The organism is Rhodopila sp. (assembly GCF_035548095.1).
GTDB lineage: Bacteria > Pseudomonadota > Alphaproteobacteria > Acetobacterales > Acetobacteraceae > Rhodopila.
On the sequence record NZ_DASZUV010000032.1, the window covers coordinates 83,721 to 109,594 of the forward strand.

General features: G+C 65.9%; 22 protein-coding genes. 18 read left to right on the plus strand and 4 right to left on the minus strand.

Features of this window, described 5'->3' with window-relative positions; translation table 11 throughout:
- Positions 1 to 65: 65 nt before the first annotated feature.
- The 3 genes from VHC04_RS22830 (at position 66) to VHC04_RS22840 (ending at position 2,903) form a co-directional block, all read left to right on the plus strand.
- On the plus strand, positions 66 to 1,250 hold the full coding sequence (locus VHC04_RS22830; protein ID WP_325685049.1) for a thiolase C-terminal domain-containing protein: 1,185 nt from the start codon (positions 66 to 68) through the stop codon (positions 1,248 to 1,250).
- Complete coding sequence (locus tag VHC04_RS22835; protein WP_325685050.1) at positions 1,247 to 1,687, plus strand: Zn-ribbon domain-containing OB-fold protein; 441 nt, start codon at positions 1,247 to 1,249, stop codon at positions 1,685 to 1,687. Before VHC04_RS22830 ends, VHC04_RS22835 begins: the two co-directional genes overlap by 4 nt.
- A gap of 277 nt (positions 1,688 to 1,964) precedes the next feature.
- Entirely contained in the window at positions 1,965 to 2,903 is a 939-nt protein-coding gene (locus VHC04_RS22840; RefSeq protein WP_325685051.1) for an alpha/beta hydrolase, read from the plus strand.
- A 117-nt stretch (positions 2,904 to 3,020) separates the two neighbouring features.
- On the opposite strand, the gene VHC04_RS22845 is transcribed toward VHC04_RS22840, so the two are convergent.
- On the minus strand, positions 3,021 to 3,353 hold the full coding sequence (locus VHC04_RS22845; RefSeq protein WP_325685052.1) for a tRNA-binding protein: 333 nt from the start codon (positions 3,351 to 3,353) through the stop codon (positions 3,021 to 3,023).
- 61 nt (positions 3,354 to 3,414) lie between these two features.
- Between VHC04_RS22845 and VHC04_RS22850 the strand changes: the two genes are divergently transcribed.
- From VHC04_RS22850 to VHC04_RS22860, 3 genes are all read left to right on the plus strand, one after another.
- Positions 3,415 to 5,013, plus strand: coding sequence for a gamma-glutamyltransferase family protein (locus VHC04_RS22850; protein ID WP_325685053.1), 1,599 nt, complete (start codon positions 3,415 to 3,417; stop codon positions 5,011 to 5,013).
- 30 nt (positions 5,014 to 5,043) lie between these two features.
- Positions 5,044 to 6,537 (plus strand): amidase, encoded by a 1,494-nt coding sequence (locus tag VHC04_RS22855; protein WP_325685054.1) that lies wholly within the window; start codon positions 5,044 to 5,046, stop codon positions 6,535 to 6,537.
- A gap of 683 nt (positions 6,538 to 7,220) precedes the next feature.
- A complete protein-coding gene (locus VHC04_RS22860) occupies positions 7,221 to 8,264 on the plus strand; it encodes a PHB depolymerase family esterase (protein ID WP_325685055.1) in 1,044 nt (347 codons plus the stop codon).
- An 85-nt stretch (positions 8,265 to 8,349) separates the two neighbouring features.
- Here VHC04_RS22860 and VHC04_RS22865 read toward each other — a convergent pair whose 3' ends face one another.
- Positions 8,350 to 9,213: a DNA-methyltransferase gene (locus tag VHC04_RS22865; protein WP_325685056.1), complete on the minus strand. Its 864-nt coding sequence runs from the start codon at positions 9,211 to 9,213 to the stop codon at positions 8,350 to 8,352.
- Positions 9,214 to 9,573: 360 nt separating this feature from the next.
- Here VHC04_RS22865 and VHC04_RS22870 point away from each other — a divergent pair, with 360 nt between their 5' ends.
- The 7 genes from VHC04_RS22870 (at position 9,574) to trpA (ending at position 19,522) form a co-directional block, all read left to right on the plus strand.
- On the plus strand, positions 9,574 to 10,314 hold the full coding sequence (locus VHC04_RS22870) for an ImuA family protein (RefSeq protein ID WP_325685057.1): 741 nt from the start codon (positions 9,574 to 9,576) through the stop codon (positions 10,312 to 10,314).
- A complete protein-coding gene (locus VHC04_RS22875) occupies positions 10,238 to 11,968 on the plus strand; it encodes a Y-family DNA polymerase (protein WP_325685058.1) in 1,731 nt (576 codons plus the stop codon). Before VHC04_RS22870 ends, VHC04_RS22875 begins: the two co-directional genes overlap by 77 nt.
- 135 nt (positions 11,969 to 12,103) lie before the next feature.
- Complete coding sequence (locus tag VHC04_RS22880; RefSeq protein WP_325685059.1) at positions 12,104 to 12,379, plus strand: hypothetical protein; 276 nt, start codon at positions 12,104 to 12,106, stop codon at positions 12,377 to 12,379.
- Positions 12,380 to 12,510: 131 nt separating this feature from the next.
- On the plus strand, positions 12,511 to 13,080 hold the full coding sequence (locus VHC04_RS22885) for a hypothetical protein (protein ID WP_325685060.1): 570 nt from the start codon (positions 12,511 to 12,513) through the stop codon (positions 13,078 to 13,080).
- Between the two features lie 41 nt (positions 13,081 to 13,121).
- Positions 13,122 to 17,357, plus strand: a complete 4,236-nt coding sequence (locus tag VHC04_RS22890) for a glycosyltransferase (RefSeq protein ID WP_325685061.1) — start codon at positions 13,122 to 13,124, stop codon at positions 17,355 to 17,357.
- A gap of 126 nt (positions 17,358 to 17,483) precedes the next feature.
- Positions 17,484 to 18,704, plus strand: a complete 1,221-nt coding sequence (gene trpB / locus VHC04_RS22895; RefSeq protein WP_325685062.1) for a tryptophan synthase subunit beta — start codon at positions 17,484 to 17,486, stop codon at positions 18,702 to 18,704.
- Positions 18,701 to 19,522 (plus strand): tryptophan synthase subunit alpha, encoded by an 822-nt coding sequence (trpA, locus tag VHC04_RS22900; protein ID WP_325685063.1) that lies wholly within the window; start codon positions 18,701 to 18,703, stop codon positions 19,520 to 19,522. The genes trpB and trpA overlap by 4 nt, the downstream gene beginning before the upstream one ends.
- 188 nt (positions 19,523 to 19,710) lie before the next feature.
- Here the strand turns inward: trpA and mbfA are convergent, their stop codons facing one another.
- Positions 19,711 to 20,667, minus strand: coding sequence for an iron exporter MbfA (mbfA, locus tag VHC04_RS22905; protein ID WP_325685064.1), 957 nt, complete (start codon positions 20,665 to 20,667; stop codon positions 19,711 to 19,713).
- On the opposite strand from mbfA, the gene VHC04_RS22910 reads away from it, so the two are divergent.
- Positions 20,666 to 20,827, plus strand: a complete 162-nt coding sequence (locus tag VHC04_RS22910; protein WP_325685065.1) for a hypothetical protein — start codon at positions 20,666 to 20,668, stop codon at positions 20,825 to 20,827. The two genes, mbfA and VHC04_RS22910, sit on opposite strands and share 2 nt — an antisense overlap.
- 174 nt (positions 20,828 to 21,001) lie before the next feature.
- Here VHC04_RS22910 and VHC04_RS22915 read toward each other — a convergent pair whose 3' ends face one another.
- The gene (locus VHC04_RS22915; protein ID WP_325685066.1) at positions 21,002 to 22,546 is read right to left on the minus strand and encodes an MDR family MFS transporter; all 1,545 of its coding nucleotides are present in this window, start codon (positions 22,544 to 22,546) and stop codon (positions 21,002 to 21,004) included.
- 358 nt (positions 22,547 to 22,904) lie between these two features.
- Here VHC04_RS22915 and VHC04_RS22920 point away from each other — a divergent pair, with 358 nt between their 5' ends.
- The 4 genes from VHC04_RS22920 to VHC04_RS22935 all read left to right on the plus strand — a co-directional run bounded on the left by VHC04_RS22920 (position 22,905) and on the right by VHC04_RS22935 (position 25,735).
- Positions 22,905 to 24,050, plus strand: coding sequence for a thiolase C-terminal domain-containing protein (locus tag VHC04_RS22920; RefSeq protein WP_325685067.1), 1,146 nt, complete (start codon positions 22,905 to 22,907; stop codon positions 24,048 to 24,050).
- Between the two features lies 1 nt (position 24,051).
- The gene (locus VHC04_RS22925; RefSeq protein WP_325685068.1) at positions 24,052 to 24,456 is read left to right on the plus strand and encodes a Zn-ribbon domain-containing OB-fold protein; all 405 of its coding nucleotides are present in this window, start codon (positions 24,052 to 24,054) and stop codon (positions 24,454 to 24,456) included.
- A gap of 86 nt (positions 24,457 to 24,542) precedes the next feature.
- Positions 24,543 to 25,004: a GNAT family N-acetyltransferase gene (locus VHC04_RS22930; protein WP_325685069.1), complete on the plus strand. Its 462-nt coding sequence runs from the start codon at positions 24,543 to 24,545 to the stop codon at positions 25,002 to 25,004.
- Positions 25,005 to 25,252: 248 nt separating this feature from the next.
- Positions 25,253 to 25,735: a PaaI family thioesterase gene (locus VHC04_RS22935; RefSeq protein ID WP_325685070.1), complete on the plus strand. Its 483-nt coding sequence runs from the start codon at positions 25,253 to 25,255 to the stop codon at positions 25,733 to 25,735.
- Positions 25,736 to 25,874: the final 139 nt, after the last annotated feature.

Consider the following 25,874-nt stretch of genomic DNA (forward strand, 5'->3'; position numbering starts at 1 on the left):
GGATGACGGCGCTGGCCAATACCCGCGACTGCAGGCAAACTACCGGCGGGTAGAAAGGGTCCAAGATGGCAGAACGAACCTTGCGCGGCAAAACGGCGATCGCCGGCATCGGCGAGACGACGTACTACAAGCACAGCCAGTCCCCCGACAGCGAGTTCAAGCTGGCCCTGCAGGCAGTGGTGAAAGCCTGCGAGGATGCCGGGATCAGCCCGCATGACGTCGATGGCTTTGCCTCCTACGGCAATGACCGGTCCGAGGCCGGGCGGCTGGCGGCGGCGCTGGGCGTGAAGGAGTTCCGCTTCTCCAACATGTTCTGGGGCGGCGGCGGCGGCGGCGTCTGCGGCGCGGTCGGCAATGCGGCGGCGGCGGTGGCCACCGGCATGGCGGATTGCGTGGTGGCCTTCCGCTCCCTGGCGCAGGGCCAGTACCAGCGCTACGGCCGCTCCGCCGGCGCGCCGATCGCGGCGGGCGATGATTCGTTCCTGTTCCCCTATGGCATGATGTCCCCGGCGCAGCGCTTCGCCATGAAGGTGACGCGCTTCATGCACGATCACGGCATCCGGCAGGAGGCGCTGCGCGGCATCTCCCTGGCCTGCTATCACCACGCGCAGAAGAACCCCAACGCGGTGATGCGCGGCCGCCCGCTGGATGAGCAGAGATACGACGATTCGCGCTGGATCATCGAGCCGTTCTTCCACCTGTACGACTGCTGCCAGGAAAACGACGGCGCCGCGGCGGTGATCGTGGTGTCGGCGGAGCGTGCGAGGCAGATGAAGAACAAGCCGGCTTACATCATGGCCTGCGGCCAGGGCTGCGACCATCGCAGCGCGGCGCCGGTGCACAACATGCCGAACTACCCCAGCTCCCATTTCAGCCAGATCGCGCCGCGCATGTACGCGATGGCCAAGATGGGGCCGCGGGATATGGGCATCGTGCAGTGCTATGAGAATTTCACCGGCGGCGTGCTCATGAGCCTGGTGGAGCACGGGCTGGTGAAGGCCGAGGAAGCCAATGAGTTCCTGGTGAAGGAGAACCTGATCGTGGAGGGCGGCAGGATGCCGCTGAACACCTCGGGCGGGAACCTGGCCGAGTGCTACATGCACGGGCTGGAGCTGGTGATCGAGGCGGTGCGCCAGATCCGCGGCACCGCGATCAACCAGGTCAAGCAGAACGACGCGGCGATCGTCATCGGCGGGCCGATGGTCACGCCGGTCAGTTCCCTCATCCTCGGTTCGGAGGCCACGCTATGAGCGGTACCTATCTTCCCGCGGGCCTGCCGGTTCCCGGCACCGGTCCCGACGGCCTGGCGGAGCCCTATTGGGAGGGCACGCGCGAGGGCAAGCTGCGCATCCAGAAGTGCAACGGGTGCGGATCGTGGCAGTGGGGGCCGGAATGGATCTGCCACCGCTGCCATTCCTTCGACCTGTCCTGGCAGGAGATCAAGGGCAGGGGCCGCATCTACAGCTATGAACGGCCGCACCATCCGGTGCACCCGGCGTTGAACGGTCACGGCCCCTACATCATCGTGCTGGTGGAACTGCCGGAATACGGCAATGTCCGCATGGTGGGGAACCTGCTGGGCGACCCGAAGCAGGCGGTGCCGATCGGCGCGGCGGTGGAGGCGGTGTTCGAACCGCATGACGACGCCAAGCCGCCGTTCACCCTGGTGCAATGGACGTTGGCGTAGCGCGACCCCGCGCCACACCGGTCCGCATCCTGCGTCTCCGCCGGCCACGCGCCGGCGGAGACCGTGCAGGGCCAACCACATGGACCTCTACGACGGCCGGCCGCGGGTGCATGAAGCGGTTTCGGTCCTGACCGCGTTCTTCAAGCGCACTCTTTGAAACCGAAATGGCTTGAAACCGAAATGGAGCTGCGAAACTGAAACGGCCCTGACTCGCCGGTCTCCGGCATTTCCTGCGCGCGGCGCATGCCGAGCGCGTCCAGACGGAGGTAACGACACCATGCAGACGATCAGCATCCGGAATCCGGACATGGCCTGGCCGATCGCGGCGGATATCCGCTTCCCGCCGGGCTTCGACGCGGGCCGGCCATACCCCGCGATCGTCAGTGTCCACCCGATCGGAAGTTGCAAGGACCAGACCTCCGGCGCCGTCTACGGAGAAGGGCTGGCGAAGGCGGGTTTCGTGGTCGTCGCCTTCGACGCCTCCTTCCAGGGCGCGAGTGGCGGCCAGCCCCGCCTGGTCGAGAACCCGGCGCAGCGCGTCGCCGATATCAGCCATGTGATCGATCATCTGGTCACGCTGCCCTACGTGGATGCGGACCGGATCGGCGTCATCGGGATCTGCGGCGGCGGTGCCTACGCGATCTGCGCGACCAAGACCGATCGCCGCATCAAGGCGGTGACCAGCATCACCGGCGTAAATTTCGGCCGCCTGATGCGTGAAGGGTTCAGCGGCTACGATCCGCTCGGCGCGCTGGACGCGATGGCGCAACAACGCACGGCGGAAATGCGGGGCGGGGCGCCGCGGGTGGATAACCTGCTGCCGCCGTCCCCCGAGGAAGCCCGCAAGCGCGGCCAGACGGAACGCGATATCTACGAGGCCACGGAATATTATCGGACGCCGCGTGGAGAGGCGGCCGGCGGGGCAACGAGCATGCTGTACTCGCATGCCGCGGCGGCACTGGCCTGGGATGCCTTCGCCTTCGCGGAAGTGCTGCTCGATCGCCCGTTGCTGGTGGTGGTCGGTGAGAAGGTGGGTGCGTTCGGCGCCTATCGGGACGGCATGGAGATCTATGGCCGCGCACGGTCCCGGCAAAAGGAGCTGCTGGTCCTGCCCGACTGGTCACACTACGACCTGTACGACAAGCCGGAGCCGGTCGCGCAGGCAATGGCGAAGGCCGTGCCGTTCTTCCGGACGCATTTGGGGGCGGGCGGCTGAAGCCGGCGCGGCGTACCGAAGCGTGACAGGGTCAGGTTGATCCTGTCATGCTCTATCAATTCTTTGATTCAGGGGCGCGATTCACGCCTCCGACCGCCGGCATCGGGCGATCGCGTTCTAAAACAGCTTTCCGCCGTTCGGCACCACCAGGTCCGGCTTGACCAGCACCACCGCCCCGTCCGCATCCGGCATGCCCAGGGTCAGCACCTCGCTGATGAACGGGCCGATCTGGCGGGGCGGGAAGTTCACCACCGCGCAGACCTGCCGGCCGATCAGCCGGTCCGGGCTGTAATGCGTGGTGATCTGGGCGCTGGACTTCCTCAACCCGATCTCCTCCCCGAAATCGATGACCAGCTTGATCGACGGCTTCCGTGCCTCGGGGAAAGGCTGGGCGTCGACGACGGTGCCGACACGGATGTCCACGGCTTCGAAGTCGGCATAGGTGATCATCGGGTTTCCTCCTGCCGGTCCGGCGGATAGTGTAGCGATCCCATCAAGCCCGAGGTCCGCCGTGCGCGATTTCCACTTCCCCGGCCGCAGCCCCGTTTATGCCACGCACGGCATGGCGGCAACGTCGATGCCGGCCGCCACCCTGGCGGCGCTGGACGTGCTGCGGGCCGGCGGCAACGCGCTGGACGCCGCGGTGGCGGCGGTCGCCGTGCAATGCGTGATCGAGCCGCAATCGACCGGCATCGGCGGCGACTGCTTCTGCCTTTATGCCCCGGCGGGCACCGGCAAGGTGATCGCGCTGAACGGGTCGGGCCGGGCACCGGCGGCGGCGTCGATCGACTGGTTCGAAAGCCGCCAGATTCGGGAGCTGGAGAACACCTCGGCGCACGCGGTGACGGTGCCTGGCGCCGTCAGCGCGTGGGAGGCGCTGCTGGCCGCGCATGGCACCAAGGGTCTGGACGAGTTGTTGCAACCGGCGATCCGTTACGCCGCCGAGGGCTGGCCGGTACATTCCAAGGTCGCCTGGGACTGGTCGCGGCTGGTCGACAAGCTGCGCAAGGGCGGCTCCGATCCGTTCCTGCCGGGCGGCGAGGCGCCAAGGGAAGGCGATGTGTTCGTGCAGCCGGCGCTGGCCGAGACGTTGCGGGCCATCGCCAGGCATGGCGCCAAGGCGTTCTACGAGGGTCCGATCGCCGCCGACATGATCGCCACATTGCGCGAACGCGGCGGCCTGCACACCGAGGAGGACTTCGCGCGCGGCCTGCGCAATGCCGAATTCGTCGAGCCCATCACGCTGAACTGGAAGGGCTACGACGTCTACCAGTGCCCGCCGAACGGCCAGGGCCTGCTTGTGCTGATGATGCTGGGCATGCTGGGCGGTCTGCCCTCTGCCCCCGACGGTCCCGCCGGCGCGATCCGCGCGCACCGCCATATCGAAGCCGCTCGGCTGGCCTATCGCGACCGGGATGCGTTCCTGGCCGATCCGGGCGCGGCCGATGTGCCGGTGAAGACGCTGCTGAGCGAGGCGTACCTGTCCGCCCAGCGGGCGCTGATCGATGACGGCCGGGCGATGGCAGAGCTGCCGGCGGCGGGCGAATCGATCCTGCCGCCGCACAAGGACACGGTCTATCTGTGCGTCGTCGACAAGGACGGCAACGCGTGCAGCTTCATCAACTCGCTGTTCGAGGGGTTCGGCAGCGGCATCCTCGCCCACCGCTCCGGCGTCATGCTGCACAATCGCGGCTTCGGCTTCCGGCTGGAACGCGGGCATCCGAACTGCATCGCCGGCGGCAAGCGGCCGATGCACACGATCATCCCGGGCATGGTGATGAAGGACGGCCGCGCGGTGATGCCGTTCGGGGTGATGGGCGGCCATTACCAGCCGATGGGGCAGTCCTGGTTCCTGACCAATTTCCTGGAATACGGGCTGGATATCCAGCAGGCGATCGATCAGCCGCGGCTGTTTCCGCTGAAGGGCAAGGTGCAGGTGGAACGCGGCATCCCGTTCGAGGTGGTGGAAAGGCTGCGGGCCCTGGGCCATCAGCCGGAGCCGGTGGAGCGGCCGCATGGCGGCGGGCAGGCGATCTGGATCGACCACGACCGCGGCGTGCTGACGGCGGGGTCGGAGCCGCGCAAGGACGGCCTGGCCCTGGGCTACTGACCCGGTTCGACGACAGACGGGAAACGGACGATGACCGAACCCTGTGACCTGACCGCCATCGAGGCGCGCCGCCGGATCGGCGCGAAGACCATGTCGGCGCTGGAATTGCTGGACAGTTGCATCGCCCGGATCGAGGCGGTGGATCCGGCCGTCAACGCCATAGTGGCGCGTGACTTCGATCGGGCGCGCGCGGCCGCGAAGGCGGCGGACGAGCGGACCATGCGTGGCGGGGATCTGCCGGCGCTGCACGGGCTGCCGGTCGGCATCAAGGACCTGGAGCCGACCGGGGGACTGCGCACCACCTTCGGCAGCCCGCTCTTTGCCGACAATGTCCCGGCCGAGGATTGCCGGATGGTCGCCGCCATCAGGCGTGCCGGCGGCATCGTCATCGGCAAGACCAACACGCCGGAATTCGGCGCCGGCGCCAATACGCGAAACGCCGTGTACGGCGCCACCGGCAACCCGTTCGATCCGTCGAAATCCTGCGCCGGTTCATCCGGCGGATCGGCGGTGGCACTGGCCACCGGCATGGCCCCGCTGTGCTCCGGGTCCGACACCGGCGGGTCATTGCGCAATCCGGCGGCCTTCTGCGGCATCGTCGGTTACCGGCCGACCCCTGGCCTGGTAACGGCGGAGCGCCGCCTGCATGGCTGGAGCGTCCTGCCGGTGCTGGGTCCGATGGCTCGGACCGCCACCGATACCGCGCTGTTCCTGAGCGCGATGGCCAGCGACGATGGCGCCGATCCGCTGGCGACGACCGTCTATGGCCAGACCGTGCGGTCGCCGGACCATTATTACCCCCTGCCGCCGCTCGACCTGTCGCGCCTGCGCGTGGCGCTGTCGCCGGATTTCGGCTTCGCGCCCACGGAACGGCTGGTGCGCCAGGCCTTCGCGGAGAAGACCGGCCTGTTCCGCCACGTCTTCGCCACTGCCCGGGATGCCGCGCCGGACTGTTCCGGCAGCAATGAGGTGTTCGAGGTGCTGCGCGCCCTGACCTTCCTGTCCGCGCATGGCGACAAGGTGCGCCAGACGCCGGAGAAGGTCGGGCCGAATGTCAGAGCCAATGTGGAGGAGGCGCTGCGCTACACGATGGAGGATGTGGCGAACGCCCTGACCGCGCAGACCGCGATCTATCACCGCTGGCAGTCGTTCTTCACCCAGTACGACGTGATCCTGACGCCGGCGATCACGGTCAGCCCCCGGTCCTGGCGCGAGCTGTACCCGGCGGAGATCGACGGCCAGCGGACCCGGACCTATTTCCACTGGCTGGCCATGGCCTACGCGGTCACCATCGTCGGCCATCCGGCGGTGTCGCTGCCCGTCGGGCTGGACGGCAACGGGATGCCGTTCGGCCTGCAGATCGTCGGTCCGCGCGGCGGAGACGCGCTGGTGCTGCGGGTCGCCGCGGCGCTGGAAGCGCTGCTGGCCGGCGATGCGCGCACATCCCGTCCCGAACCCGACCTGGCCGCGCTGCGCGCCGCGCCGCCGATCAGCACGGCCGAGGGGTTTCTGGGCTTCGATTGATGCCGCCAAGGCCGGACGCGCGCGGGTCGCGCCGCCTGGCGGCGGGAATGCGTGCATCGCGCCCCCGGCGATGCACGGGATGCTTGTATCGGCTGAACCCGTTCAACCCTTCGGGCTTGCCGGGCAGCGCCGGTCAAACCGGTGCCCGTGCCGGTTCATGCCGCCCGCGGCAGGCGATCGTGCCGCGCGCGGCAGGGATGAAGTCGAGACACCATCCGGGCATGGACCGCCAAGGCGGTCCGCAGCGGCCGCTCCGTGCGCGGGGTGCGCGATATCAATGTCCTCCCCCAACCCGTTCGGGCCGAGCGTTCGCGGGAGGCAATCATCGGGTCGGCGGTGCCCACCGAGCGGCGGCGGCGCGGCGCATGCTGGCGCAGGAAACCGGTGAGCACCGTCCAAAGCTGAAACAGGCGCAATCCGGCGCCCACGGATACGCATGACAGAAGCAGGGCGGCTGTGCTCATCGGACTCTCCTTCGCGGCACGGTTCCAGGTGCGCGGACCAGGCGGTCCGACCGGACGCTATCCCGGGCCACGATGCGTCACGCTGAAATGCTTCACAGCGCGGTGCGCGGCGGGCCAGGGCGGCGCTGCTTGATGTTGCAGTGCAGCATGATCATGTAAGCGTGGCCCGGCCAACTATCCAGGGCCGGCAAGTGATCTGCCTTGAAAAGAATGAGTTCGATGAAACTGCCTTTTTCCAATGCGTTATCGGATGTGGCCTCGGCCGTGCAGCGTGTGCTGGGCGGCCTGGCGCCGCCCCTTCCCGATTTGAGCGAAGCCCTGCCGACGCCATCGCGCCCGCTGGTGAAGCCGGTGCCTGTCGCGAAACCGGTTATGCGCGGACCGCGGGGTGGCCGGATCGAGGAGCACATCTTCACCGGTCCCGCCGGCGCTCGGCCCTACAAACTGTATATACCCTCGGGTTATCGCGGCCAGCCGGTGCCGCTGATCGTCATGCTGCACGGCTGTACCCAGTCGCCGGACGATTTTGCCGTCGGCACGCGGATGAACCAGGCGGCCGAGGCGGAAACCTGCCTGGTGGCCTGGCCGCGGCAGGTGAAGACCGCCAACCTGCACAAATGCTGGAACTGGTTCCGGGAGGGCGACCAGCAGCGCGGTAGCGGCGAGCCGTCGGTGATCACCGGCATCGTGCATCAGGTGATGCGGGAGTATGCCGTGGACAAGCGGCGCGTCTATGTTGCCGGCTTGTCGGCCGGCGGCGCCGCGGCAGCGGTGCTGGGCGAAACCTATCCGGACCTGTTTGCCGCGGTGGGCGTGCATTCCGGCCTGCCCTGCGGCGCGGCGCATGACGCGTCCTCGGCCTTCGTGGCGATGAAGACTGGCAGCGACGGGGTGATCCGCCGCGCCGGGTCGGGGTTGCCTCCCACGATCGTCTTCCACGGCGACCGGGACGGGACGGTGAACCCGCGCAATGGCGACTCCGTGGTGGCGCAGGCCATCAGCGGCCAGCATCTGCGTGCCGAGTCCACCCAGGGTATGGTGCCCGATGGCCATGCCTGGCGCCGTACCCGGTATCGGGACGCCGATGGCATGGTGAAAGTGGAGCAATGGGTGATCCATGGCGGCGGGCATGCCTGGTCGGGCGGCAGCGCCGATGGCAGCTTCACCGATCCTCAGGGTCCGGACGCCACGGCGGCGATGATGCGCTTCTTCCTGGCGCATCCCTTGGCGCATCCCTCGGCACATCCCTCGGCGCGCCAATAACTCCAGGACATCTTGGGACGATATTCACAAGGCTCGCGCACCCTCATCCAACGATAAGGTGGAGCGGACAACTGCCGGCGGTTCTTTACTCATCGCCCAGTTCACGCCGGAGCCGACCGACTGATGTCAGGGCATAGTGGGCGTCGATCTCGATCCCCAGGCCCTTGCAGCCCAGGCGTTGAGCCGCAACGAGCGTAGTCCCTGCGCCCAAAAATGGATCCAGCACAAAGGCGCCAGGCTGCCCGTGTAATCGGATGCACCGCTCTGGCAGACTCACGGGGAACCCCGCCGGATGGCCGAATTTCTGAGCGCGCGACTTTACCGTCTCATATGGAAGGAACCACACGTTGCCGGCACAGCGTCGGTCGGCTTTATGGCCCCAGCGCGCAATGTTGGACTTGTCCTTGAACGGAACGCCGACAGCCGCACGGTCTACAGGCACGGCGCCTGATTTGGTGTAATGGAATATCGCCTCATGGTTGTGGTTCAGGTATCTCTGGCTGGATATCGGCTTAAAATGCCCGACCGTATTGTCGCCTATGCTAATCGACTTCACCCAGACGATATGGTTCTGAAGGTGGAATATGTCGCGTAGCTTCCCCGACACATCCTGTGGGAGCCAGGGGTCTGAGTTCGTGCTGCCGACATTCAGGAAGAACGAAGCTCCGTCGCGCATAACCCGGTGAAGTTGCTTGCCAATCTCTTGGATCCACTCCAGGTAGGCATGACGCGGCTTGCGGTCCTGATAGGTCTTGTAGGCCACGCCTATGTTGTAGGGTGGCGACGTGATCACAACATCCACGCTGCTGCTGGGCAGCCCGCTCAGGACCGCAAGGCAATCCCCTTGGACGATCCGTTGGTTCCCCACCCCCCAAGAGGTTTCAGGTTCTGCGCCTTTAGCCTGGTGACGCTTCTCTGCAAGCGCTTCTGCGGCGTTTTCTAGCAGCATAAGGTCGGTCCCCTTGGCTGGTCGGTCCCTCTGAGGGGAATTCTAGCCCTGATTCATGGTTTGTACAATATCTTATCTGACGACGCTAACCTAACAGGTTCGGCGCCAGCGGTGCATGCCCGGTCAGCAGCAGGGGCGCCCAGATGGATCGGCAGCGCGATCACTGAGGCCGAGGGTCGGAAAGCGTGAATCGGGGGTGCGCATCAAGGGCCTTGGCCTTGCATGATTCCCGACTCGACTCTTCGGTGGGACCGCTTTTATGTTCATTGTATGTTCCCTTCCATTCCACCCACCGGCATTCCCGACCCGCCGCCGCGGTCTCCTGGCTTGCCCCAAACGCTGCCCGGGATGGGCGGGACCTTGCGCGATCTGCGGGAACGGGTCGCTCGGATCGGGCGAAGCTCTGCCCGGCCGGACGGTAGCGCCGTGCTGCCGTTCGGTCTGGCGCCGGTCGACCAGGCACTGCCGGGTGGCGGGCTGGCGCTGGGGGCTTTGCATGAGGCCGCGTCGGCCGGCGCCGACACGGAGCATGCCGCCGCCGCCACGCTGTTCACCGCCGGCATCCTCGCGCGGATGGAGGGGCCGGTGCTGTGGGTGCTGCAGCAGCCGGACCTGTTCGCTCCCGGCCTGGCCTGTGCCGGTCTGCAACCAGAGCGTATTCTGTTCGTCGAAGCCGGAAGGCACGTGCTGGCGGTGATGGAGGAAGGGTTGAGCCAGCCCGCCCTGGCCGCGGTGGTGGGGGAGCTGGATGGCCGGATGGCCCTGGCTGCCTCCCGCCGGCTGCATCTGGCGGCGGAACGCAGCGGCATCCTGACTTTGTTGATCCGCCGCAGCCGCGGTTTCGACGACCCGGCGCTGGCGCTGCCCTCGGCGGCAGTGACACGCTGGCGTATCGCCGCCCTGCCCTCTCCGCCCGTGCTGCCGCATGCCCCCGAGACGCCGGGCCTGGGCCCGGCACGCTGGCGGCTGGACCTGATGCGCTGCCGCGGCGGGGAGCCAGCATCGTGGATCGTGGAGGCGTGTGATGAGACGGGTCGTCTCGGTCTGGCTGCCGACGCTGCCGACCGATCGGATCAGGCGCCGGAGCGGCGTTCCGCCTAGAGGATTGCCTGGCGGAGCCGCCGCCGCGATCGTCACCGCCACGCGCGAAGACCGCCGCCGGGTGCTGGCGGCGGTGGATGCGGCGGCATCGGCACAGGGGCTGTATCCGGGCATGCCGCTGGCGCAGGCCCAGGCCTTGGGCGGCGGCTGGTTATCCGTCCATGAGGCCGATCCCCAGGGCGACGCGGCGGCGATGCGGCGGCTGGCGCTGTGGTGCCTGCGCTACGCACCGCTGGTGGCCCCGGATCGGGATGGGGTTGGGCTGTGGATCGATATCACCGGCTGCGCGCATCTGTGGGGCACCGAGACCGCCTTGCTGAACGACCTGGTGCGCCGCCTGTCGGGCTGGGGGCTGCACGCGCGGGCGGCGGTGGCCGATACGCCCGCGCTGGCCCATGCGATGGCCCGCTTCGCGGCCGCTCCGGTGCACATCCTGCCGCCCGGTGCCTCCCCGCCCGACCTGCCGGTGGCGGCGCTGCGCCTGCCCGCCGACATCATCGAGGGCCTGCGCCTGCTGGGGTTCGACCGTACCGCCCCGCTGGCCGCCGCGCCCAGGGCGCCCCTGGTCCGCCGGTTCGGCACGATCCTGGCCACCCGGCTGGACCAGCTGGCCGGCCGGGTGTTCGAGCCGATCCAGCCATTGGCGCCGGAAACCGCCATCCAGGCGCGTCTGACCTTTGTCGAGCCGCTGCTGACGGCCGAGGCCTTCGCCACCGTGATCGTCCGCCTGGCCGGGATGGTATCCACGGCGCTGGAGAGAGCCGGCCGTGGCGCCCGCGCATTGGACCTGCTGTTCGAGCGAGTGGACGGATCGGTGCAGGCGGTGCGCATCGGCATGGCGCTGCCTAACCGCGATCCACGACATTTGGGGCGGATGCTGGCGGAGCGGTTGGGCCAGGTCGATCCCGGCCTGGGCGTGGAGGCGATGCGCCTGTTGGTGGTCAGGGCCAACCGGGTCGGCCCGACCCAGCTTTGTGCCGTGCCGGGAGACGACAAGGCGAAGGTGTCACCCGGCCCTCTGGCACCTGGTTCCCTGGCACCTGGTTCCCTGGCACCTGGTCCCTTGGCACCTGGTCCCTTGGCACCCGGTCCCTTGGCACCCGGTCCCTTGGCACCCGGTCCCCTGGCGCTGGACCCCGCGTCGCTGGACCCCCTGGGGCTCGGCACGCTGGTGGACCGCCTGGCAAACCGGGTCGGCAGCGACCGGGTCTACCGGATCGAGTTGGTGGAAAGCGACGTGCCGGAACGGTCGGTGCGCAAGGCGCACCCCTTGTCCCAAGGGTTGGTCCCCCATGGGCTGGCTGCCAAAAAGCAGGCGCGGACAGGCAGGCGGGCGGCGCCGGCCTGGCCGGCCGATCTGCCGCGGCCGGTGCGCCTGCTGGACCCGCCGCAGGCGGTGGAAACACTGGCGGCGTTGCCGGATTCCCCGCCGGTGATGTTCACCTGGCGGCGGGTCCGGCACCACGTCCGGCGGGCGGATGGGCCGGAACGGATCGCCGGTGAATGGTGGAAGCGGGAGGGAGAACGGCACGCCGTGCGGGACTACTATCGGGTAGAAGACGAAAGCGGCCGCCGTTTCTGGCTATTCCGGAAAGGCAATGGAAATGCCGGGGAAACCGGGGATATGCGATGGTTTCTACATGGTTTTCTGTGATCGCGTCGGCGCCGGCGTGCGGCCCGTGATATCCCGGGCCCGGCGTTGACGACCGCGTGAGCATGGGATCGGATGGCCGGAAAACGGCCATTTCGCGGCTTGCCAGGGTCGGGAGTCAACGGATAAGAGAACCCGATGGACGATACCGTTGACGGTCGTGTGTTGGAAAGTGCCTCAAATTACGGACCCGAATACTACCAATCACATTGCGGCCCTGTCCCTTATACCCGAAACGATCATTGGCTGGGCTTCTTTGGGGCCGTCGCGGACGCGATCGTGCGGTCCTTTGCGCCGGCCCGCGTGTTCGATGCCGGATGCGCCATGGGACTGCTGGTCGAAAGCCTGTGGGATCGCGGGGTGGAAGCGCATGCAACTGTTGGCGGCCAGGCGCTGTCCAAATATCCGATTTGATGTTGATCCAATTTCGAGCACAACGGATTGAGTCGGAACTGGCCCATTGTCCCGGCGCAGGACGAGGCCCGCATGGGTCGGAGCTTAACACAGTCGTATATATAGCGACGGTGCGTCCGGAAGGTTTGGAGATGCCCAAGCAAGGCGTCTCCTTCGGTGAACGACTGGAGATGATGCTGCGCGGTAGCCTTCCGGCAGCGTATTTCCATCCGTACACTAGCACCAGTACGTTCGTGGCGAAACAAGCCGCATCCTGGTCGAATAAACTGATATGCATCGTGCCCAATTTCCTGAGCCGAGAACAACAGATCCTGTTGGACCGCCTGTGGGAACTGAAGGATGAGGAGGGATGGCGCCGCGATGACCATACACATCTGAGTTATTTCAGTGGCTTGGAACTAAAATGGTTTGCAACCGCCATCGTCGGTGCGCTGACGGTCGCCTCTTCGGTCCATGCCTATCGCCGGGTGATCGAATCCGGCCGCAATGGATGGCAGGCCGATCCATTGCGATGGCATTCGACACCCTCCGACATCCTCCGCAATATTGACGAGCTTCGAGCCGATGTCGCCCCCGCCGCACGCGCGGACGCTATGGCTGGGATCGTCAGGTACCTATCAAGGTCGCGCTGTTCGACGATTGGTGAGCGGAACCCTAAAATCCGAGGACCAATGGCGGCTGCCTGCCGCCCGTCGCCATAAGCAGATGACCCGAAACAAAGAGCGCCCGACCGGCGAATATCATGACTGATCAGCACATCGGACCAACTCTTGCCGCGTTGTACGCCCAGCACCATGGAAAGGTGTCGGACAAGTGGTCCCTGTACGTGTCCACCTACGATGCGACGTTTGGCCGCTACGCCGCCAGCCCGATCCGACTGCTGGAAATCGGCATCCAGAACGGCGGCTCCCTGGCGATCTGGGGTGCCTATTTCCGGTCCGCAACGGTGATCGTCGGCTGCGACATCAATCCCGCCTGCAATGCCTTGCACTATGACGATCCGCGAATCCATGTGGTGGTGGGCGACGCCAATACCGATGCGACCCAGGCGCGGATCGAGGCGCTGAGTCCGGCTTTCGACCTGATCATCGATGACGGATCGCATCGCTCCGGCGATATCATCCGGTCGTTCGCCCGCTATTTCCCGAAACTCGCTGATGGCGGGTTGTTCGTCGTGGAGGATCTCCACTGTTCCTACTGGGACGCGTTCGACGGCGGCCTGTTCGATCCCTGGTCGTCCATGGCATTCCTCAAGCGGCTGGCGGACGTGGTGAACCACGAACATTGGGGCGTCCCCTACGCGCGCGCCGACATCCTCCGATCCTTCGAATCGCGATACGGGATCGTATTGGGCGATGCGCTGCTGTCCGGAATTCATTCGGTCGAGTTCCTGAACTCTCTTTGTTTCATCCGCAAGAAACCTGCTGCGGAAAACATGCTTGGCCCGCGTGTCGTCGTTGGTGAGGACGCGATCGTCTATTCCCGCATGGCCGCGGACGGATCCGCGATCACGTTTTCCGACCAAGGCGGCAATCCCTGGTCGGTGTTGCCGCCGCTGCCCGAGGACGAGCTGCTTTCGCTGCGCCAGGCGCTGCGGGACGCCGAGGCCGCGGCCAGGGCGGTGTCGGAGGACGCGAAGGCACAACAGGCGCGCCACGAGAGCGAGCTGGCTGCCCAGTGCGCTCGCACTGCCGCGCAGGTTTACGCCCTGCGACTCGCCGGCGATGAACTCCGAAACGCGGTGGACGCGAAGACCGGGCAGTTGCGGATTGCGCAGGCATTCTCCCGAAGCCTGCTGGCGGAGCTGGAAGGGGCCAATGCAAGAGTCGCCCGGCTGGCGGACGCAGAGACGCGGCAAGCGGCCCGGGTTGAAGGCCTGGAGCAGGAGGCGGCGGCAAGCCGCGCCATGGTCGAGCAGATGCGGCAATCGACCAGCTGGCGCGTAACGGCCCCGGTCCGTTGGACCGGCCAGCAACTCCGGCGCGTCCGGCGGACCGCGCGGCTGGCCTCGGTGCTGGCCGGACGTCCTGGCGGCCTGCCCAAGGCGGTGCGCGGAGGCGTGCGCGCGCTGCTCCACGGCGGCCCCTCCGAGTTGCGGCTGCGGCTGCGGGCGCTGGAGTGTGAACTTGACATCGTCACGCCGCAGGTCGGCGAAATTCCGGGTGGTGGCGCGGGGCATTGGACGAGCGAGCAGATGGAGGAGGAGGCGCGGAGGATATTTGCGGAGCAGCAGGCGGAGCTGGCGCCGGACGAAGCAACGCGGATGATAGGAACGTTCTCACAACAACCTTTGATGTCCGTGATCATGCCCGTCTATAGAACGCCACTTCAATGGTTGCGAAGGGCGGTCGAGTCGATACAGGAACAGTATTACAGCCATTGGGAACTTTGCGTGGTCGATGATTGTTCCCCGACGGATGAGCAGCGCGCCCTGCTGCGGGAGATGGCGGCTGCCGACCCGCGCATCAAGGTGCATGCGATGGAAGCGAACGGGGGCATCTCGGCGGCCTCCAATGCCGCGCTGCGCATGGCTCGGGGTGACTATGTGGTCCTGGTCGATCACGATGATGAGCTGACGCCGGATGCGCTATTCCGCATGGTGGAGGAAATCAACCGGCGGCCGGATGTCGATTTTCTATATAGCGATGAATGCAAGATCGACGCTACGCCGGCGCGGAAGCTGTACGATTTTGTCCTGAAGCCGGACTGGTCGCCAGAACTCATGTTCAATATGATGATGACCGGGCATCTGACCGCCTATCGCAAGTCGCTGATTGACGAACTTGGTGGCTTTCGTAGCGAATATGATTTCTCACAAGATTATGATCTGGCGCTGCGGGTTAGCGAGGCGACGGACCGCATCGTGCATGTCGAACGCATCCTGTATTTCTGGCGCTCGATTCCCGGATCCGCGGCCAGCGGTGACAAGGACTATGCACGCGGGTCCAATATCGCCGCGTTGAACGACGCATTGGAGCGCCGGAACATTCCCGGACAGGCGATTCCCCTGCCACACACGAATTACGTGCATATCGCGATACCGGCCGAGACGACCAGGGTTTCGATCATCATTCCATCCGATTCCTTCCCGCTTCTCAACAAGGCACTGCAGTCGATCCGTGAAGGCACGGATTATCCAAATTATGAAGTTGTGGTCGTCTGCAACGGCCCACTGATGTATCGCCTCGCTGATAAGTTCACTGGCTGGGGCCAGCTACGCTTCGTACAATACGACAAAGAATATAATTTTTCGGACAAATGCAACGAGGGCGCCAAGAGCGCCACCGGTGACATCGTCGTGTTCTACAATGACGATGTGTTCCCGCTGCAGAAGGACTGGATAGAGTGTCTGATCGAATATCTCTGGGTGCCCGGTGTTGGCGGCGTGTCACCCAAGCTGCTGCATGAAGACGATACCATCCAATATGCCGGCATGATCGTCGGCACGCCTGGCCTGTGCGGAACGGCGTACAACAACGCGCCACGTAACCAAGTAGATGCGTTTCTGAGCATGCACCGATATGTGCGGAATGTGTCTCTGTTATCAGGGGCCTGCTGTGCTTTCCGCGCGGATCTATTCTGGAAGGTCGGTGGTTTCGATGCGGTGAACACACCGGACGGCCATTCGGACATGGACCTGAGCTTCCGGTTGATGGAAGCCGGCTATCGCTGCGTCTATACGCCCCACGCCGTGCTGCGTCACGTCGGCAATCACTCCTGGGGGAGCAAGCGGCACAAATACAAGGCGGACATCCACGTTCTGCGCCGATGGGGCGCGTATGTTTCCCGCGACCCGTATTTCACGAATACCATGAAGCGTGTTCTGTATCAGGACTTCCGATTCAACTACAGGATCCATGCGGAACATGTTGTCCCGCAGCAACCGGTCTCGGGGCCGGACGTGCTGTTCGTCTCCCACGAACTGTCGCTGACCGGTGCACCGCGCATGCTGTTCTACGGCGCATTGACCCTACAGCAGGCTGGCGGCTTTCCGGTGGTTGTCTCACGACAGGATGGTCCGCTCCGCGAGGAACTGGAGCATGCTGGCATGGTGGTCATCATAGACGAATCGATCGCGTCGAACCACTTCCTATTCGAACGTTTTGCAGGCAACTTCGATCTCGCGATCGTCAACACGATAGCCTTGGCCGAGACGGTCCGGCAATTGTCGGCGATCAACATCCTGCGAACGATCTGGTGGGTGCATGAGGCGCAGTCTCTGGCGGATAAGATCGGTGCCGTGCAGAACATGCGATGGGATCGGGTCCATCTGCTGTGCGTTAGCAACTACGCGCGGCAGTTTGTCCCGGACGGTATCGATGTGGAGGTGATACACAATGGGATTCCTGATCAGCCTGTGTCGGGCGACCCGAGCGTTGGTCCAAAGCGACTGACCTTTGTACTGTCCGGCACAATCGAGCCACGCAAAGGTCAAGACATTCTGGTTGGCGCCATTGCTTTGCTGCCCCAGCAGATCCGCGCGCAATGCCGGTTCGTTTTGACAGGGAAGCTATGGGAGGATCATCTGGAATATCAGGAATACTGGGCCGTTATTCAGGCACGTATGGCCGGTCTGCCGGAGGTGGAATATCTCGGGCTGCTCGATCATCAGAAGCAGCTTCACCTCATCGCATCGGCCGACGTGCTAGTCTGCGCGTCGCGGGACGAGTCGTTCTCGCTGATCGTAATGGAAGCCGCGATGCTGGCGAAGCCCATTATCTTGAATGAGAATGTCGGCAGTTGTGCTATGTTCGACAGCAAGTCTTGCTTCGTCTTTGAATCCGGCAACGCTGCATCTCTGGCGACGCAGCTTTTGGCCGCCCATGAACGCCGAGATGATCTCCCACGAATGGGGGATGCAGCCCGGAAGGTGTTCGAGCAGGAATGGACCCTGGACAGCTTCGGTAGACGCTTTTTGGCGATGATCCACGATCAGATCATCGCGGCAGCGGACCAGGCGTCTCCCGTGGCCTTGTAATCCTGTGCTGAGTAATCCTGTGCTGACCTCCCGTCCGACCGAGAATCCTCCATTTCCGCGCCATGCGATGGTTGCGGTCGCGCCGTACACCGCCTAGAAGCCCAGCCTGCAAGGAGGGTCCGTTTTTTGAGCAGTGTTTCCGGCATCAACAGCCTGCGCACCGGTCCAACCGACCGTGGCCGCTTCGGCGAATACGGCGGCCGCTTCGTCGCGGAAACCCTCATGCCGCTCATCCTGGAAGTCGAGCGCGCCTATAACGAGGCCAAGGCCGACCACGCATTCCAGGCGGATCTGCGGCATCACCTGACGCATTATGTCGGTCGTCCCAGCCCGCTATGGTTCGCCGAACGTCTCACCCGGCACCTGGGCGGCGCGAAAATCTACTTCAAGCGCGATGAGCTGAACCACACCGGCAGCCACAAGGCGAACAACTGCATGGGCCAGATCCTGCTGGCCCGCCGCATGGGCAAGACCCGCATCATCGCCGAGACGGGCGCCGGTCAGCACGGCGTCGCCACCGCCACCATGTGTGCGCTGTTCGGCCTGCCCTGCACCGTCTACATGGGTGCGACGGATGTGGAACGGCAGGCGCCGAACGTGTTCCGCATGAAGCTGCTGGGCGCCGAGGTGAAGCCGGTCACCTCGGGCGCCGGCACGCTGAAGGACGCGATGAACGAGGCGATGCGCGACTGGGTCGCCAACGTCCAGGACACCTACTATCTGATCGGCACCGTCGCCGGCCCGCACCCGTATCCGGCCATGGTGCGCGACTTTCAGTCGGTGATCGGCGAGGAGGCAAGGCAGCAGATCATGGACGCCGAGGGCCGGCTGCCGGACGCGGCGGTGGCCTGCATCGGCGGCGGCTCCAATGCCATGGGCCTGTTCCATCCGTTCCTGGACGACGCCGCCGTCCGCCTGATCGGCGTCGAGGCCGGCGGCCACGGGATCGAGACCGGGGAGCATGCGGCCTCCCTGACCGGCGGCCGTCCCGGCGTGCTGCACGGCAACCGCACCTACCTGCTGCAGGACGATGACGGCCAGATCATCGAGGCGCACAGCATCAGCGCCGGCCTTGACTATCCCGGCATCGGGCCGGAACATGCCTGGCTGCACGATATCGGCCGCGTGGAATACGTCTCCGCCACCGACAAGGAGGCGCTGGCCGCCTTCCAGCTCTGCACCAGGACCGAGGGGATCATCCCTGCGCTGGAGCCGGCGCACGCGCTGGCGCATGTGACGAAGCTGGCCCCCACGATGGGCAAGGACCAGATCATCGTGATGAATCTCTGTGGCCGGGGCGACAAGGACATCTTTGCCGTCGCCCGGCATCTGGGTGTGCAGCTGTGAGCCGGATCGCCGCCAAATTCGCCGCGCTGAAACAGGAAGGGCGCGGCGCGCTGATCTCGTTCGTCGAGGCGTGGGACCCGGATCAGGCGACCTCGATGGCGCTGCTGCGCGGGATGCCGGAGGCGGGGGCCGACCTGATCGAGATCGGCATGCCCTTCACCGACCCGATGGCCGACGGTCCGACCGTCCAGGCCGCCGGCAAACGCGGCCTGGCGGCCGGCGTGAAGGTGCGGCACGTGCTGGCCATGGTGCGCGCGTTCCGCCAGCAGGACGGCACCACCCCGATCGTGCTGATGGGCTACCTGAACCCGATCCTGTCCTACGGGCCGGAAAAATTCTGTGCCGACGCGGCGGCGTCGGGCGTCGATGGGCTGATCATCGTCGACCTGCCGACCGAGGAGTCCGACCTGCTGCTGCCGTTCAGCAACGCCAACGGACTGGATTTCATCCGGCTGGTGGCACCCACCACCGACGACGACCGGCTGCCGCATGTGCTGAACGGCAGTTCCGGCTTCATCTACTATGTCAGCATCACCGGCATCACCGGCACCCGCACCGCGTCGATGGAGCAGCTGCAGCAGGCGATCCCCCGCATCCGCAAGGTATCGAACCTGCCGATCGCGGTCGGGTTCGGGGTGCGCACGCCGGAACAGGCCGGCACCGCGGCCCGCATCGCCGATGCGGCGGTCGTCGCCTCGGCGCTGATCGACACGCTGGCGTCGCATCTGGATGCGCATGGCAAGGCGAAGCCGGGCGCGGTGGAGACGGTGCTGGCGCAGGTCCGGGAACTGGCCGCCGCGGTGCGGCGCGCGAAGTAGGGCCCTCGTTCCGAAGGCACGGCCATTCCCGTCCGGGACGGTGCCGGGATGACCGTGGGGTGGCCCGGGAGGATGTCCCCAGGGGACTTGCCCCAGGGGACCGCCCCAAGGGGATTGCCCCCAGGGGATGCACCAGGGGATGCGCGCGGTGGGATGCCCCACGGAGGGGGTGCCCGGGGTGCCCCGCGTCAACTGCTGCCGATCAGAATCCCCACGCCGAACACCAGCGCGCCGCCGAACGCCACCTGCAGCGTGGCGATCAGCGGCGGCGTGTCCATGTAGCGCCAGCGCACCCAGGAAATCACCGCCAGTTCCACCACCACGACGGCGATCGCGACCGTCAGCGCGGTCCAGAAATACGGGATCAGGAACGGCAGCGTGTGGCCGATGCCGCCGGCCGTCGTCATCAGGCCGCAGATGCCGCCGCGGATGAGCGGCGCGCCGCGGCCGGTCAGGCTGCCATTGTCCGACAGCGCCTCGGCGAAGCCCATGGAGATGCCGGCGCCCACCGACGCGGCCAGCCCGACCACGAATGCCTCCCACGTATTGCCGGTGGCGAACGCGGCGGCGAAGACCGGCGCCAGGGTGGACACCGATCCGTCCATCAGCCCGGCCAGCCCCGGCTGGATGAAGCGCAGCACGAAGGCCTGGCGGGCATGCTGGTCCTCCCGCCGCCGGATATTGTCGGGAAGATTCTCCGCGCGTAACTGATCCGCCTTCTGTTCGTGCTCGGCCTCGGCATCCGCCAGATCGCCCAGCAAGGTGCGGATCGTCACGTCCTGGCTGCGTGCGGCGGCCTTGCGATAGAAGCTCTGGGTTTCCGCCTCCATGCTTTCGGCAAGGTCGCGCACGGCGTCCAGGTTCAGCGGCGCCATCTGCCAGACCGGCTTGTGATGGATGAAGCCGCGCACGTCCTGGCGGCGGATCAGCGGGATGTGCTCGCCGAACTTGGCGCGGTAAATCTCCAGCAGGCGGTGGCGATGGTCCGATTCCGCCGTGGCCATTTCCGAAAACAGCCTGGCGCTGGCTGGGTACTCGTCTCGCAGGCCCTCGGCGATGTCCAGGTAGATGCGGCCATCCTCTTCCTCGTTGGCGATCGCGAGTGCGAGTATTTCGCGTTCCGTCAGGTCTGAGAAATTGCGCATGCCGCGCAATGTGGCCGCCCGGGCGGGCACGTCAAGACCAAAGCGTAACGATGAGAATGAGTTGCAGATGCGCGAAGAGGGAAGCGCCGCCCGCCTGCCGTTCGACCACTGGCCCGCGGCGCCCGGCGGCAAAGTTGCAATGCCGCACGAAGGAAGCTGAAGACCCGCGGACTGTGCGAAGCGGTTTCCGCGATCGAATCATGGCGGGGGCCATGGCGGCGGTACCGGAACGATCGGGTGCCGTGGCAAGACGCGCGGCGCGGCTATCAGCAGGGCCGGCGTCGCCGCCAGATGGTATCATATCAAAGCGGACGATCCGCCGCCGGCCCGCGCTTCAATGCGCCAGCGGGGCCGGCTCCGCCGACGGCTCATGCGCCGATGCTGTCCGTAGCGGCAAATCCCGCATCCCCACCGCAATCACCAATGCCACCGCCATCACCACCGCGCAGGCCAGGAACGCCAGGTGGAAGGCATTCGCCAGCGCGATATGCACTTGCGGGATCATGGCGGCGGGAATGTCCGCCAGCGCGCCGCCATGCTGCCGCACCTCGCCCAGATCGATATGCGCCGTGATCCCCAGCGCCACCAGGTGGGAGGCAAAACCGCTGGCCAGCAGCGCGCCGACCATCGTGCTGCCGAATGCGCCACCCATCGAGCGCAGGAACAGCAGGCAGCCCGTCGCCGCGCCGATATCCCGCCGCTCGGCCGCGTTCTGCACCGTCACCAGGCTGCTGGGCATCACCAGTCCCAGCGACATGCCCAGGACGGTCTGATAGATCACGAGAACGAAACGAGCTGTCCCGGCGGTCACCAGGCTCAGCAGCGCGAAGCCCAGCAGGCATCCGGCGAGCCCGGCCAGCATGATCGCCTTCATCTTGCCGTGCCGCCGAGCGAGCCGTCCGGCGATGATGGCGCCGATGCAGTTCGCACCGAGGAAGGGAGCCAGCAGGGCGCCCGAGATCGCCGCGTCGGCTCCCTTCACCAACTGGAAATACAGCGGCAGCAGGAAACTGCCGCCGAACAGCGCCAGCGCGCCGCAGAACGCGATCGCGACCCCGCGCACGAACACCGCGTTGGCGAACAGGCGCGGCGGCAGCAGCGGATCGTCAAACCGTCTCTCCTGCATCGTCAGCAGCGCCAGCAACACGCCGGCCGCGGCGGTGAGGCCCAGGATCGGCGGCGATGTCCACGGCATCTCCACCCCGCCCCAGCTCAGGACCAGCAGCAGGGAACTGATCGCCGCCATCAGCAGCAGCGCGCCCGCCCAGTCGATCCGCACCTTGCCGACGCGCGGCTGCAGCAGCCGCAGCGCCCGGTCGCAGAGCACCATCGCCACCAACGCGATCGGCAGGTTGATCCAGAAGATCCAGCGCCAGGACAGGGTTTCCGTCACCCAGCCGCCGATCACCGGCCCCGCCACCGATGCCAGGCCCCAGGTCGAGGCCATATAGCCCTGATAGCGTCCACGCTCCCGCGGGCTGACCACGTCGGCGATCGCCGCCTGTGCCATTGCCATCAGCCCCGCCCCGCCGATGCCCTGCAGCGCGCGGGCCATGACGAGCTGCCCGAGGCTGGCGGCCATGGCGCACAGCGCGGAGGTGGCGCCAAAAATCGCCAGCGCCACCAGCAGCAGCTTGCGCCGTCCATAGGTGTCGGACAGCTTCCCGTAGATCGGTGTCGCCGCCGTGGAGGTCAGCAGATAGGCCGACACGATCCAGGCGAGATGGCTGAACCCGTTCAGATCGGCGGCGATGGCCGGCACCGCGGGGATCACCACCGTCTGGTCGATCGCCGCGAGGAAGATGCACAGCAGGATGCCGCTCAACACCCGCAGGATCTGCTGGTGGCTGAACACGGGTCCTTCATCCTGGGTCTGCATCGCGGCCCTTGATCCTTGGCACGGTGGTGGAAATTTGCCGTGCCGGTCGCGATGCCGGCGGCTTTCCCATTTTATCGCAGTGCAGCATGAGCAGCCCCGCCAGTCTCTCAACCCTGCCACGCAAAAAGGCAGTTTCGCGATTCCCTGGCCGGATTTCTTGCGTCTTCGACGGGAAATGGCACGAGTGCCGCATTATTGGGCGATTCGCCTGTTACGGCGGTCGTGTCCGGCGCTGGATGGCGCCGGCCGGCTCCATGCCCCTGGACGTGCACCCCTGGATGCGCCTTTGGGGACGTGCGATTGACGGAGCGGCGGCGGTGGCGGAACCTGCGGGTGTCCAGGAAACGGGAGGCATCCCATGTCGCTGCGCGAAGCCGGCGCCGTCACCGGTGTCGGGGAAACCAAATATCTGCGCGGAACCGATCGCACCGCGCTGTCCTTCCAGCTTGAAGCGTCATTGAACGCGGTCCGCGACGCCGGGTTGAAGCCGTCGGACATCGACGGGCTGATCCCCTACGGCCATGGCGCGGTGGCCGAGGACTTCATCACCAATTTCGGCATCAAGGACCTGCGCTTTTCCGCCACCACGCCGATGGGCGGGGCTTCGGCCGTGGCCTCCATCCAATGCGCGCTCGCCGTCATCGATGCTGGAATCTGCAACCATGTCCTCCTCTCGCTCGGCCGCACCGGCTATTCGGGCGGGCGCATCGGCGCGCGGGTGCAGCAGATGCCGCAGTTCAAGCTGATCGGCGAGTTCGAGATGCCGTCGGGCGCCATCGCCCCCGCCCAGCTCTATGCCCCGATGGCACGGCGGCACATGGAACTCTATGGCACCACCTCCCGCCAGCTGGCCGAGATCGCGGTGACCACGCGGCAGCACGCGATGCTGCAATCGAACGCGACGATGCAGCGGCCGATCACCATCGAGGATCACCAGAATTCGCGCATGATCTCGGATCCGCTGCGCCTGCTGGATTGTTCGCTGGAAAGCGACGGCGGCGCCGCCGTGGTGATCAGCGCCCCGGATCGCGCGCGGGACCTGCGCAAGCCGCCGGTGATGGTGATGGGCGTGGCCGAGGGACACCCGGATTCGCCATCCGCCATCACCCAGCGCCCGGACCTGACCACGCTGGGCCTGGCCAAGGCGGCCCCGAAAGCCTTCGCCATGGCGGGCGTGACGCATGACGAGATCGATGTGGCCGAGGTGTACGACTGCTTCACCTATATCGTGATGTGCCAGCTGGAGGACCTGGGCTTCTGCAAGAAGGGCGAGGGCGGCGCGTTCGTCGAGAACGGGGCGCTGGGCCTGAACGGGCGGCTGCCGGTGAACACGCATGGCGGGCTGCTGTCGCAGGCGCACATGGCCGGCATGAATCACATCGTGGAACTGACCCGGCAGTTGCGCGGCGAGGCCGAGGCACAGGTGTCCGGTGCCGAGATCGGGCTGGTGACCGGCTATGGCGACATGGGCGACGGTTCGGTCGCCATCATGCGGCGGGGCTGAGATGGATTACGACAAGCTGGTGCCGGCGCCGACGCCGGATACGCAACCCTATTGGGACGGGCTGAAGGAAGGCCGGCTGCGGCTGCAGCGCTGCGCCGATTGCGGCAAGGTGCGGCATTATCCGCGGCCGATGTGCGATGCCTGCTGGTCGATGAACACCGACTGGATCGACGCGGCCGGCACGGGTACCGTGCATAGCTGGACGATCACGCATTACGCCTTCCATCCGGGCTGGAAGGGTGACCTGCCCTATATCCTGCTGACCGTCGACCTGCCGGAAGGTGTGCGGATGAACGCCCAGGCGCGCGGCCTGTCCGAAGACGCCCTGCGCGTCGGCCTGCCGGTGAAGCTGGGTTTCGAGGCGGTGACGGGGGATCTGACGCTGCCGGTGTTCGAGAAGGCCTGATATCCATACCGTCCGCGTTTGACGGGAAGCGGATGTTCTGCGCGCCAAGCCGTTCACTATCGTCGGCCTTCTGCTACGGTATGGTAATGACTGAAGCCGTGGACGTCAGAGCGGAAAGCCCGCTGCAAGATGAGGTTGCGACTCTTCTCCGCCAGTCAGACCTGGTGGCACCCCGGCTTTATCCGGGCGAATATCGGCGTCCGATCACTCCGGAAAGCCTGGCAAAGCCAGATACCCACCTCCTGGTGGCACGTATCGTTGGCAAGGCGGTCGGACTTTGCGCTGTCTTCGAACGCGGAGCAGGCGAAGTCGAGCTGAAGCGCATGATCGTCGACGTGGAAGCGCGCGGGCAAGGTGTGGGGATGGCCTTGATGCGAGCTGTCGAAGCCAAAGCGCAGCGGCTTGGTGCCGATGTAATTTTGCTCGAAGTGGGTGTCAGAAACACGGAAGCCCGATCCCTTTATCGAAGGGCGGGATTCACGGATCGCGAACCATTCTCCCCCTATCAGCCGTCACCTATCAGCTTGTTCATGGAAAAGAACATCTAACCGTCGCTGGTTGGTCGAAAGTGACCTTTTGGATGATGGCGCAGGATTCCTTTTCCAACCCATCGCGGCGTGCGGTGAGCGCATCACCGGCAAGAGATGCTACGGCCGGCGCCGTAACATCGCGTGCGCCAACGGGGCTAAAGTGCCGCCGCGCCCGACAGGGAGGTCCGCCGCAGGACTCCTGAACAGCCGGACGACACGCATTCGTTGCAACTTCTTATTTGCCGGCGGCACGGCAGGGAGGCGTCATGAACGCAACTCCGGGTGTAAAGCAGTACGGCGTAGTGAATGCTGCGGATCGAGCAAGACTCAGCGGCTTCGAGCTTGTCTGCGGTTTTGTCGATGGCTCGCTTCCGCTCAACACAATGGCTCGAACCTTGGGCTACGATATCGTGGAGGCGGACAACGGGCATATCGTTGTCGTTGCGCATCCAACCGGCGAACACCTGAACCCGGAAGGCACCGTGCATGGTGCCTTTGCGACCGCGCTATTGGACACCTGCATGGGGTTGGCGATCCGATCCACCTTGGAGAAAGGGTTCGGTTCCACGACTCTGGAATTCAAAATCTCTTTTGTGCGACCGATCATGGTCGAAACCGGCTTGGTGCGAGCAGAGGGTACCGTCCTGAATTGCGGGCGGCGCATCGGTACGTCTGAGGGGCGGGTCACAGACGCGCAAGGTCGCCTCTTGGCGCATGGCACCACCACATGCCTGATTTTCAGCCGTTGAACGAAGAGTGTCCTTCATCCGCTGCACCCAGCCCAGGGTGAAGCAGCAGTCACAGCGCCGCCCCAACCGCCCCGGCCACGTGTGGGCGGCGCTCGCTCCAGTCCAGACAGGGACGGCAGAACACGCGCCCGGTGCCGCC

Bases quoted from the DNA above. Each gene is read 5' to 3' on its own strand.
- VHC04_RS22880 (WP_325685059.1), top strand. From the start codon at position 12,104: ATGGACGATACCGTTGACGGTCGTGTGTTGGAAAGTGCCTCAAATTAC.
- mbfA (WP_325685064.1), bottom strand. From the start codon at position 20,667: ATGCGCAATTTCTCAGACCTGACGGAACGCGAAATACTCGCACTCGCG.
- VHC04_RS22930 (WP_325685069.1), top strand. From the start codon at position 24,543: ATGACTGAAGCCGTGGACGTCAGAGCGGAAAGCCCGCTGCAAGATGAG.
- VHC04_RS22925 (WP_325685068.1), top strand. From the start codon at position 24,052: ATGGATTACGACAAGCTGGTGCCGGCGCCGACGCCGGATACGCAACCC.
- VHC04_RS22840 (WP_325685051.1), top strand. From the start codon at position 1,965: ATGCAGACGATCAGCATCCGGAATCCGGACATGGCCTGGCCGATCGCG.
- VHC04_RS22865 (WP_325685056.1), bottom strand. From the start codon at position 9,213: ATGCTGCTAGAAAACGCCGCAGAAGCGCTTGCAGAGAAGCGTCACCAG.
- VHC04_RS22845 (WP_325685052.1), bottom strand. From the start codon at position 3,353: ATGATCACCTATGCCGACTTCGAAGCCGTGGACATCCGTGTCGGCACC.
- VHC04_RS22885 (WP_325685060.1), top strand. From the start codon at position 12,511: ATGCCCAAGCAAGGCGTCTCCTTCGGTGAACGACTGGAGATGATGCTG.
- VHC04_RS22915 (WP_325685066.1), bottom strand. From the start codon at position 22,546: ATGCAGACCCAGGATGAAGGACCCGTGTTCAGCCACCAGCAGATCCTG.
- VHC04_RS22835 (WP_325685050.1), top strand. From the start codon at position 1,247: ATGAGCGGTACCTATCTTCCCGCGGGCCTGCCGGTTCCCGGCACCGGT.
- VHC04_RS22890 (WP_325685061.1), top strand. From the start codon at position 13,122: ATGACTGATCAGCACATCGGACCAACTCTTGCCGCGTTGTACGCCCAG.
- VHC04_RS22875 (WP_325685058.1), top strand. From the start codon at position 10,238: ATGAGACGGGTCGTCTCGGTCTGGCTGCCGACGCTGCCGACCGATCGG.
- VHC04_RS22830 (WP_325685049.1), top strand. From the start codon at position 66: ATGGCAGAACGAACCTTGCGCGGCAAAACGGCGATCGCCGGCATCGGC.
- VHC04_RS22860 (WP_325685055.1), top strand. From the start codon at position 7,221: ATGAAACTGCCTTTTTCCAATGCGTTATCGGATGTGGCCTCGGCCGTG.
- VHC04_RS22855 (WP_325685054.1), top strand. From the start codon at position 5,044: ATGACCGAACCCTGTGACCTGACCGCCATCGAGGCGCGCCGCCGGATC.
- VHC04_RS22935 (WP_325685070.1), top strand. From the start codon at position 25,253: ATGAACGCAACTCCGGGTGTAAAGCAGTACGGCGTAGTGAATGCTGCG.
- VHC04_RS22910 (WP_325685065.1), top strand. From the start codon at position 20,666: ATGCCGCGCAATGTGGCCGCCCGGGCGGGCACGTCAAGACCAAAGCGT.
- VHC04_RS22920 (WP_325685067.1), top strand. From the start codon at position 22,905: ATGTCGCTGCGCGAAGCCGGCGCCGTCACCGGTGTCGGGGAAACCAAA.